This is a genomic window from Candidatus Desulfosporosinus nitrosoreducens, assembly GCF_030954495.1.
Taxonomy (GTDB): Bacteria; Bacillota; Desulfitobacteriia; order Desulfitobacteriales; family Desulfitobacteriaceae; genus Desulfosporosinus; species Desulfosporosinus nitrosoreducens.
Genome location: NZ_JAVHUW010000024.1, coordinates 47,845 through 58,009, shown reverse-complemented (window position 1 = coordinate 58,009; position 10,165 = coordinate 47,845). Strand labels below are relative to the sequence as shown.

The 10,165-nt window shown below is 44.5% G+C and carries 10 protein-coding genes; all 10 read right to left on the bottom strand.

Annotated elements, in window-relative coordinates; all coding sequences use genetic code 11:
• Positions 1 to 121, bottom strand: a 121-nt coding sequence (locus tag REC12_RS02335; protein WP_308892094.1) for a BMC domain-containing protein, incomplete at its 3' end; no start/stop codon positions are given.
• 57 nt (positions 122 to 178) lie between these two features.
• On the bottom strand, positions 179 to 1,069 hold the full coding sequence (gene eutC, locus REC12_RS02330) for an ethanolamine ammonia-lyase subunit EutC (protein ID WP_308892089.1): 891 nt from the start codon (positions 1,067 to 1,069) through the stop codon (positions 179 to 181).
• Positions 1,070 to 1,082: 13 nt separating this feature from the next.
• Positions 1,083 to 2,447, bottom strand: a complete 1,365-nt coding sequence (locus REC12_RS02325; protein ID WP_308892088.1) for an ethanolamine ammonia-lyase subunit EutB — start codon at positions 2,445 to 2,447, stop codon at positions 1,083 to 1,085.
• A 220-nt stretch (positions 2,448 to 2,667) separates the two neighbouring features.
• Positions 2,668 to 4,209: an amino acid permease gene (locus REC12_RS02320; protein ID WP_308892086.1), complete on the bottom strand. Its 1,542-nt coding sequence runs from the start codon at positions 4,207 to 4,209 to the stop codon at positions 2,668 to 2,670.
• Positions 4,210 to 4,775: 566 nt separating this feature from the next.
• Positions 4,776 to 5,345, bottom strand: a complete 570-nt coding sequence (locus REC12_RS02315) for an ANTAR domain-containing response regulator (protein WP_308892084.1) — start codon at positions 5,343 to 5,345, stop codon at positions 4,776 to 4,778.
• Positions 5,342 to 6,775 carry a sensor histidine kinase gene (locus tag REC12_RS02310; RefSeq protein ID WP_308892082.1) on the bottom strand — a complete coding sequence of 478 codons (1,434 nt, stop codon included), beginning with the start codon at positions 6,773 to 6,775 and terminating at the stop codon, positions 5,342 to 5,344. Before REC12_RS02310 ends, REC12_RS02315 begins: the two co-directional genes overlap by 4 nt.
• Complete coding sequence (locus REC12_RS02305) at positions 6,765 to 7,205, bottom strand: EutP/PduV family microcompartment system protein (RefSeq protein ID WP_308892081.1); 441 nt, start codon at positions 7,203 to 7,205, stop codon at positions 6,765 to 6,767. Before REC12_RS02305 ends, REC12_RS02310 begins: the two co-directional genes overlap by 11 nt.
• Positions 7,205 to 7,555: an ethanolamine utilization microcompartment protein EutS gene (gene eutS, locus REC12_RS02300; RefSeq protein WP_308892079.1), complete on the bottom strand. Its 351-nt coding sequence runs from the start codon at positions 7,553 to 7,555 to the stop codon at positions 7,205 to 7,207. The genes REC12_RS02305 and eutS overlap by 1 nt, the downstream gene beginning before the upstream one ends.
• Positions 7,556 to 7,612: 57 nt before the next feature.
• The gene (locus REC12_RS02295) at positions 7,613 to 9,535 is read right to left on the bottom strand and encodes an LTA synthase family protein (protein WP_308892077.1); all 1,923 of its coding nucleotides are present in this window, start codon (positions 9,533 to 9,535) and stop codon (positions 7,613 to 7,615) included.
• A 258-nt stretch (positions 9,536 to 9,793) separates the two neighbouring features.
• Positions 9,794 to 10,102, bottom strand: a complete 309-nt coding sequence (locus tag REC12_RS02290; protein ID WP_308892075.1) for a hypothetical protein — start codon at positions 10,100 to 10,102, stop codon at positions 9,794 to 9,796.
• Between the last annotated feature and the right edge of the window lie 63 nt (positions 10,103 to 10,165).

Here is a 10,165-nt window from a genome sequence, read left to right as displayed (position 1 = left end):
TGACTTTGCCGATTAAGGTTACATTCGCTGCTTTGACCATGGCATCGGCCGCTTCAATAGCCCCGACGACTCCCCGGGTTTCGACCATGCCTAAGGCAACGAGATCATCTCTTGTAGCCATTTTTTAGTCTCCTTTCTTTGCACAACTTGGAAAGTATTATCCAAAATAATGCTGCTTTTAATAACTCGCTGTTTCTTCGAGTTTCACACCGGATAGTTTCCTGTCAAGAATCCGTTTGATCAAACTTGCCAGGTGTGCTCCGGCTTCTACGGCGGGAGTTCCCCCCTTATGGATATTGCTGACAACGGTACGTTCACTTTCTACCATGCCTTGCCTTGGCTGATAACCAATATAGGCGCTCATGCTCTCTGCCGTACCTAAGCCCGGCCGCTCGCCGATAAGGATGACGGCAACCTCCGGTTTCAGTTCTTCGCCAATTACATCCATCACAGCGACACGGCCACTGCGCACAAATATAGTGGTTCCAAGCTTGACCCCCATGCCTTCAAGCCCTTGGATCAAAGCGGGAAGTAAATTGGGGATGTTGGCTTCCAGCGCTTTGCTGGAGAGGCCATCAGAAACAATAATCTGAACCGTAGCACCCCTAGGACATTCCCGGCGAAGAACTTCCAGGCTTTTAACATCCAGCTTCCTGCCTAAATCCGGCCGGGTTAAAAATTCATCTTTAGATTGGCAAAGACTCTGAACAGTGACCATATGGTACTTAGCCGGAAAATCGTCTGCAACTTCTCCCATGACAGAGTCCTGAGCTACCGCATGATCTGCCCGAAAGCGAAGCAGTGTATCCGTTAAAGGCCGAGGCCCGCAGCGCCAGACCCCAATACGCGCTGGTGTAGAGAGTTTCATACTTTCATAAAATGAAGCATTGTTAGGATCAGGAACTTGTAAATAGCGCTGTAAATCAACTTGGGCTAAATCCGTCGGCTGATGCTCTTCAAAGTCCGGATTGCTTCCTTGAGGAGCAGTGTTTAAAGAATGTCGTTTCTCTTGAGCTAATTCTTGAAGCAGCTCCTCGACAATTAAGCGAATATTGTCTTCCAAACTCATAGCTTCTCCCTCCTCACTTCGTGAAAATTGAAGCATCTCCGGCACGGGCTGTCAACTTGCCCTGGGAAAGGATTCCTATAGACTCTGCCCAAGCTTCAAAATCAGGCAGTGGGCGGAGGTTGAATAACTCTCTGAGTGTGGCAATGTCATGATAACTGGTCGTTTGATAGTTCAACATGACATCATCCCCCATGGGAATGCCCATAAAATAAGTACAACCGGCGGCGGTTAGCAGCGTTGCCAGATTTTCTATGTCATTCTGATCCGCTTTCATGTGATTGGTATAACAAGCGTCAACGCCCATGGGCAAGCCCATTAATTTTCCCATAAAGTGATCTTCCAAACCTGCCCGGGTTACTTGACGCGTATCATAAAGGTATTCCGGGCCAATAAACCCAACTACGGTATTCACTAAAAAAGGATGAAAATGTCGGGCAAAGCCATAGCAACGTGCCTCCAGAGTCACCTGGTCGGCACCGTGGTGAGCCTCAGACGAAAGCTCCGAACCCTGTCCTGTTTCAAAGTACATTATGTTGGGACCTGTTGCTTGGCCTTCTTTCAATCCAAGGGCATAGGCTTCATCGAGCAGCTCAAGATCAATCCCGAAAGCCTTATTCCCCAGTTCAGAACCGGCTATGGATTGGAACAGTAAATGAACGGGCGCCCCCTTGCGCAGAGCTTTTATCTGGGTGGAGATGTGTGCTAAAACACATATTTGGGTGGGAATATTCCACTCCTGAACAAACTGATAGAGACTTTCCAGACTGCGTATCGTAGCCGGCAAAGAATCGTCAACAGGATTAAGCCCTATCACGGCATCCCCAACACCGTAAGATAGTCCTTCACATACACTTGCTAAAATGCCTTCAACGCCATCTGTCGGATGATTGGGTTGAAGTCGGGAGGCTAAACAGCCATCATGGCCGATTGTCGTATTACAATGCGCAAGGTTGTTGATTTTTCGAGCTCCGAGCAACAAGTCCAGATTACTCATCAATTTAGCAGCGGCGGCAACCATTTCCGAGCTCAGGCCGCGGCTGATTCGCTTCAGGTCGGAACCTTTCGTTTCAGTTTGCAAAATAAATTCCCGCAATTCGGCAACGCTCCAATTCTTGATGGAGCGATAAACCGGCTCATTGATTTCAGAATCGATAATCCGTGAAACTTCGTCAATCTCTAAAGGTATGACCGGGTTTGTTCTTAGATCCTCTAAAGTTAGCTCCGACAAAACCCTTTTGGCTGCGATTCGCTCCGCAGCGTCAGCTGCTGCAATCCCGGCAAGGACATCTCCTGATTTAATCTCATTCGCTTTAGCCAAAACTTCTTTGATGTCTCGGAAAGCAAACGTCTGACCAAAAAGGCGTGTCTTGAGATTCATAAATTCACATCCCTTCTCTAATACAATTCGAATGAATAAATTAAATAGAACCCTTCATCTTTCACGGCTAACCGGAGGAGATGAAGGGCCTTATTGCCCGCTATTACTTTGTAAACAACCTAACGCGAATTTTTAAATCCTGGTTATAACTATATTGATGAACTATTTCGGCATAAATTTGATTATTCCTTTAATTTAAAATTATTTTTGCGAGAGTTTGTTATAAAGAAACCTGGCTGCCAACTTTAACAGTATCGGCATCAAGATCCCCTAAATCATCAAATGCTGATTTTGGTCCTCTAAACCAATGGCGTACGCTGAGTAAATACCAAGGGATAAGTAAAACCCAGACGATTAACAAAACCACACCCGTGAAATTAAAATTACTGACGGTTATCGGGAAGGACACAGGCAGCATAAAAAGGATTCCGCCAAAAACTGTCCAGAGGATTGCCGTCCAGCCAATAATTGGGCTCCAGGCCCCGAGAGTCCAGGGGCCGCTTGTAAAGCGTTCCTTATGGATATTTTTCAGGAATACCGGAGTGACGTAAGCAATATAGAGCCCAATAACAGCAATAGACGTCACGGCTGAATAAACTACTGTGCTGAATAAAGCGGGCAAGGCGAGGATAAAGGCGGAAGAAATAGATAAATATAAAGCGTTTAAGGGAACATGACGATCGCTTAGTTTGTACCAGCGTTTAGAATAAGGCATGCCGCCATCCCGGGCAAAGGCAAAAATCATCCTGGAATTAGAGGTTATTGAAGCCGTGCCACAGAAAAACTGAGCTACTATAGCAATTAAAAACATTAATGTTCCGAGGGTCCCTCCCAGGCGTGTAGTCAGAATATAAAGTACGGCATTTGTAGAACCGAGAGTATCCTGGAGATCGGGCATGGCAACTAAAAAGCCAATAATGAGCAGGTAACCGGCTATCGCCGATACCACCACAGACATCAAAATTCCACGGGGTGCGCTAAGTTCCGAACCCTCGGTCTCTTCCGAAACGTGAGCGGAAGCGTCATAACCGGTAAAGGTATAGGAAGCTACCAATAGCCCCAGCAAAAAGCCATACCAATAAGGAAAACCGGTAGCAGTAAATTGAGTATTGTACATAAAGCTTAATGGATTTGCGTGATGCGGGGCAAAGAATAATAAAACCCCCACAATAAGTATAACTCCGCAGATATGCCACCAGGCGCTAATATTATTCAGGGCGGACACTAAATTAATTCCTCTGGAATTGATAAAAGCCTGAGCTATCAGAATGACGGCGTAAATTATTAAAGTGGCAACGGAACCTGCCTGGCCTTCAGCAGGGATGACAGGAACATATTGATTTAACAAAGCATCCACAAACATGGCCAAGCCATAATCAATTCCCGCAGTCACGGCAATTTGTCCTATAAGATTAAACCAGGCCGTGAACCAGCCCCAGCCCGCTCCTCCTAATTTGGAAGCCCAATAATAAAGTCCGCCCGCAGTAGGGTAAGCCGAAGCAATCTCCGCCATGGAAGCAGCTACGGCAATTGCAAAAATACTCACGATTGGCCAGCCATAAGTAAGCGCTGAGGGCCCGGCTACGCTAAGGCCAAAACCGAATAAAGTCAAAGTTCCTGCCAATACTGAAATAATTGTAAATGAAATGGCAAAATTGGTAAAACCACTCATGGAACGAGCCAATTCTTGTTTATAGCCCAGTTCTTTCAGGCGGGCAGCGTCTCGCTTCATGATCTCCTCACGTGACGATTTAGTGGCCAAATAACTCACTCCTTAGTCCGTAATTTATGAATTCAGCAAAAAGTAATGCTCTTTTTCTACAAAATAACCAATAACGCAAAGTAACTAATGTAAATCTGCTTCACTCCTCTCTTTTTAAATCTTTAATAAAACAAATCACCCCCCGCTTAACTCTGATAATTTTTAGTATTTTAAAATTGAACAGCGCTGTAAATTTGTAAGCATACCTGTTGTTTCCCCAAAAACGCAAGCCCTTTATCCCAACCGGTTAATCCCGTTTGAGATAAAGGGCGCTCTTGCCATTATTACTTTGTAAATAATACTTCACCATTAACCTAAAAATTCCTGCTTATTTATCCGAATATTATGTCTATTGATATTATTCAGTCAATACTGCTTGCTCTTCTGTCCGCTTGCGGGCAGATTCCTTCCTTGCCAAATCAATAAGGCCCTACATTCAAACCGGTATACCCGGTTCAATGTAGGGCCTCTATGCCCAAGTTCCCTTCATCGTGAAGAAATATTGTTTAGATGCTCAAATATTAGTAGTAGTATATACTATAATTCACGACATTACAATAGTTTTCTTATAAGCCTTCATTGACAATTTTAGCCGCAAGCTTTACGACGGAGATGCGCTGATTCATGGCTTCGCGAATCAACAATTGATGAGCTTCATAGACATTTACCCCTTCTCGTGCAGAGAGAATCGCTCGTGCCCGGGCAATGAGCTTTTGACTCTGCAATTCATGCTGGGTATTTTGCAATTTGAGACGCACGTCCTGCATTTCACGCCAGCGGGCATAAGCAATTTGAACGGCAGGCAGCAAAGTATGCTCAGCGATGGGCTTGACCAAATAACCATAGACACTGACTTTTTCCGCTCTTTTGATAAACTTGGGCTGACTGTAAGCAGTGAGCAGCAATACAGGTATATTCATACTGTGTAAAGCCATAGCCGTATCGAGGCCATCCAGCCCCGGCATCATAACATCGAGAATCGCTAAATCAGGAGTCATGGATTTGGCAAGTTCAATGGCCTGCAAACCGGTGCTGGCCTCGCCGCAAACCACATGTCCCGCCCCCTGGAGCATTTCTTTGAGATCAAGGCGGATTAAGGCTTCATCATCGGCTATTAAAATGGAAAGACAGCTCATGATGATCTCCCCAAATAAACGCTTGGAAAACATACGGTGACGCGGGTCATCCCTTCAACACGCTCCATACTGTACTTCCCTCCTAATTGTCCTTGAACCAGAGATTCTACGATTTGCAAACCTAAGCGCCGACGGCTTTGCTTTAAGGAAACGCGGGGTTCTGGTCCGTTGTCTTGGACAGAAAGATAAACCCAGTCATCGGCTTGACTAATTGTCAGCGCCAGCAAGCCTTGGGGAGAAAATTGAACGCCATGCTTCAAACTATTGGTGAGTAGTTCATTAATTACTAGAGCCAACGGTACCGCCTGAGAGCTCGGCAACAGTATGGCAGGCCCTTCAATTCGGGTTGCCACGTTTTGTTCCGGCAGCGTGGCGGCATCCAGCAAGCCTTTTAATATTCTTTGGCAGAGTTCTTTTAAATCAATGGAATCGGTATCCTGATAAGCAAAAACATCGTGTACCGCGGCAATAGAACTGATACGATTAATACTTGCGGAAAACTCAGCTTTAACAATCTCCAGATCTGAACGCCGCATTTGAAGGCGAAGCAAGGCGGCAACCGTCTGGAGATTATTTTTAACCCGATGGTGAATTTCTCGAATAATAGTACTTTGGGCGTGAAGTTCCTGCTCTTTTTTTCGCAGGTCGGTAATATCGCGAAAGGAAATTACACACCCGCTCAATTCCCCGAAAGTAACTAAAGGATAAGCCTGAAAGTAAAAACTCTTATTTAAAATCCGGAATTCAACCGGCTTTTTAAGGGAACTTAAAAGTTCCCCGCAGGAAGAGCACTGAAGCATAGTAAGCGGAAAATCATGGCCAAAAGCTTCAAAACCCTGATAATCCTTGTAGACTTGAGCCGCTCTTTTATTGGCATATGTAATCTTGCAGTATTTATTTAAAATAAAGATCCCGTTTTCAACCCAGTCTTCAAATTGGGAACCCGTAGCTGAAAGCTGCATCAAAGTGTTGCTTAAGCGTTCAGCCGTTTGAGTTAAAAACTCTACTTGTTCCTCTTGGCGCAATTCCTCGGAAATATCCCGTTCCATGATCAACGTGCCGATGATATCATCCGTTAGATTGCGAATGGCGACAACGGTCTGGGCTATGGGCACTCCTTCCTGGCTGACTCCGCGAACATTACGGCTGGTTATACCTGTGCGAAATGTTCGGTAAACAGCGGGTTCACTTGTGGCAAAGGCTAATTCGCCGACAACGCTGCGTTCATAAAGAGAGCGGCCTTTAGGGCGGGCCCAGGCCAGTACTACACCATCGGCTCCGTCTTTTAACATAGCGTCAATAAAAACATCCGTTCCGGTCAGTTCGGCCATGTAGGGGATTTGCGAAGCCAATGTTTCCAGGATCTGAACATCCGCTTCGGTTAAATTCGTGTACCCGGAGCATAACCTTTTAATGATTTCACCGCTCATTCAACCCCTCCAAGCGCTGACGCAAAGGCTCAATCCCTTCTCCGGTGATAATCGATATAGGATAAAAAGGCTCTTTAATTCCTGCGTAAGTCAAATAAGACATTGCCTGCTCCAGACTGGATTTAGGTAAGTCTGTCTTGGTAATCACACCGATGACCGGTTTATTAAACACCTTGGAAAACTTTGGCGGATAAAACGTTCTCTGTTTCGTGGCATCTTGAAGAGCCCATATTTCCGTTACTTGATGACTGGCGTCAATCAATACATGATAATAGCGGGGGATCTCCAGATATTCTCCCGGACAATCAATAAAGGTTTGGGAAAAATTAAGCATTTGCGTTTTTCGATAGTTGACCGCTTCGTTCATAAGCATTTGTTTTAAGGAAGTCTTCCCCGCTCCAACGCCGCCGATAAGCAAGATTCTCCCCATCAGCTTCTGGTCACTTCGGTCGCTGAAAATCCAAGAATAGTCACAAGGGTATTAACGGCAGCATGCAGAGCCGCTTCAACACTGGCGACATCCCCGGTAATAACTAAGGAGCCGGTAAAACGATCTAAAAAACCCACTTCAATATCCCCAGCTTTACTTGCGGCATCGGCCGCAATAATAGCGGCCTCGCTGGGAGTAATCGTCATAATCCCAATCGCACCTGCCGCTGAGATCCCCAAACGTTCGTGAATGTCACCCTGAGGATTGGGAATAATGTGGGCCATCGTGACCTGTTTTCCAGGAACGTATTCTTGAATCACACGTTGCTTTTCTGCCAAGTGAATCACCATTCCTTATCTTAATCCGGTTACTTCATGTCATTTCGTCGAAAATTCACAAAGTCCTGCTCATTTGTACCCTTGATCCTTGAAGTAATTTCTTTCAATGACAAGATTGGCTAAATCGATCCCCATAATTTCACGGTCTTTCTCGCTTTGACCGGCAGCTTGCCCGATGTACTGCTTGTTAGCCAAAACCGCAAAATCCTTTTTGGTATTGAGAAGATTTCGTCCAAAAGCGGTATTGGCATAGGTGCTTTCATCTATTCCCATCAGGTAAGCTAACGTAGGCAAGGTATCAATTTGTCCCCCGGTGAGCGTAAAGTGCTGCCCTGTCATTCCTTTGTGAAAAATGATCAAAGGGATACGCTTACTGTCATCCAGCCACCATTTTTCTTGAGGCTGGACCTGCTTAACTTCGTCATTATAATATTTGTGGACGCCTGTGTGATCACCGTAAATAACCACAACGGAATTGTTCAACACTCCGTTCTGATCAAGAGTATTAAAAAAATAGCCGAGTTGTTCGTCCGTATAGTGAATGCTTTGAAAGTAGCCGCCCAGTTTTGATTGGTTCATTTCTTCACTTAAGTTGAGTTTACGATATTGCAGCGGTAAGTCGAAAGGGTTATGGCTCGTCAAGGTGACGATAAAATTATAGAAAGGCTGCTTTGCTTTTTCTTCCTGTTCGATCATCGGCCCGATTTGTTTCAAATAACTCCCATCACTGATCCCCAGGCCAATTTTCTCATCCTGGTTAAAATGGGTAACATCAATTGTCTGTTGAAAGCCTATGGCTTTCAAGGCAGGCATCCAATTCCAATAGGCCCCTTTATCGGGATGAATGGCCATTGTCGTATACTTTTTCTCCGCCAACATTTTTGGCAGGGAATTATAGGTGTTGTTGGGAAACCGGAAAAAAGTAGCGCCTGTTCGGATGGGATAAACGGAGGTGTTCGTCATGAGATCGGCATCCGAGCTCGTACCATTATTAACTTGTTCGTAGAAATTAGAAAAATAGAGACTGTTGGCTAAAAGTTTGTTGATGTTGGGCGTAATCACTTGACCGTTGATTTTCTGGTTAAGTACAAAATTCTCCAGCGATTCCACTTGGATTACAATTAGATTCTGGCCCTTAAATAGCCCGGCAAACTGATTGGGCGGCAGATTTTCTTGTTTTTGCTGAAACCACTCTTTTATTTCCGCACTTTGCTCCGGGCTGACCTTCTTAACCTGTTGGTTTTCATAATAATTGTAAAGATCAAAGACATGATATCCTAAAGGGGAAAGATTAGACATCGTCTGATTGGGGGACCAGGAAACTCTGAATAGCATTTGTTCGCCTTTTCCGTGGAGATCAAGCCGGACGTGTTGATAATAAATATAAGATATTGCAAGCACTACAGTCATTAAAAAGATAGCTGGGCTGCGGAAAGCTTGGCGGGAATAAGATTTCCCAATCAGCCCCAGGATTAAAAACACTGTCAGGTCAGAGATCATTAATAAATCAATGGGGCGCAACATGGAAATAATACTGCTTGACAAATTATCCAAATTTGTGGTTTGGCTTAAAACATAGGGAGAGATAAAACTGTTAAAGCCGCGATAATACATTAAATCGGCGATCAGCAGCAGAGTTATCAAAAGATTGCAGAGCAGCAGAAACCAGAAGCGCCTGCGTCCTTGACATAAGAAGCCCAGGCTGACGGGAACCAGAATCATAGCAGCATAAACCAGGAGCGGCGGGGGTGAGCTAAAACTGAAGAAGGCCTTGGTAAAGTCGAAGGTTGCGGCATTGTCATTATTGACAAGCCCCAGGAACAAAATAAATTTCCCTAAAAGCGTCAGAGTTGTTAAGACGGATAAAAGGATGTTTTCTTTAAGCCAAATTAATCCGGCTTTCCAGTGAGTCCATGGTTTGGGGGCTAAATAGCGGTTTGAAGTCCCTAAGCCTGACGGATTGAAAGCTAAGTCCTCGTTATCTTGCGTCAAAAAGCACCAATCCTCTACTTGAATTTAGAAAACTTAAGTTTATTCGCCAACTATCCGCAAAATCCTTTTATTTAAACTTCACAAATTAAACTTCACAAACCGATAGCGATGATTTAATGTTCCTATAGCGCTTAAAGGAGACCTCGCTTGACCTTGAACCTTAAAGAATTGTAAAGCTAAACAGCAAAAATGGGAGACCAACAGAAAAGTATCCGAATCCATACTCCCTCTGTTGGTACTCCCTTTTAATTCTCCTGCTTACCCCATTAAAGTGCTGGCTTGTTCTGCAAAGACGGTTTTAAAATTCTCATTGCGAATAATTTGAGCAATTAACTCCTTCTTTTCTTCTTCGGAATACTCATAGAAAATAGGATTGAGATCCCATTCACGGCTTGAGGGATAATACCTTAAATTGGCTCTTACAACCTTTTCATTGCCGCTGTTATGGAAGACGAGAGTTAAAGCGTAGTTATTAAAATTATACTCCCGATCATAGCCTGAGCCGTCAACTGTAACATCGGAAATTTCCATTTGTTTTATCCCCCCGTTATCCGAGATTTTGTCCATAGTATGTTGCTCCTGCAACTTAGTTATTCAATGTTCTTTGGCCAGAAAAGTTAAAAGCTGTTA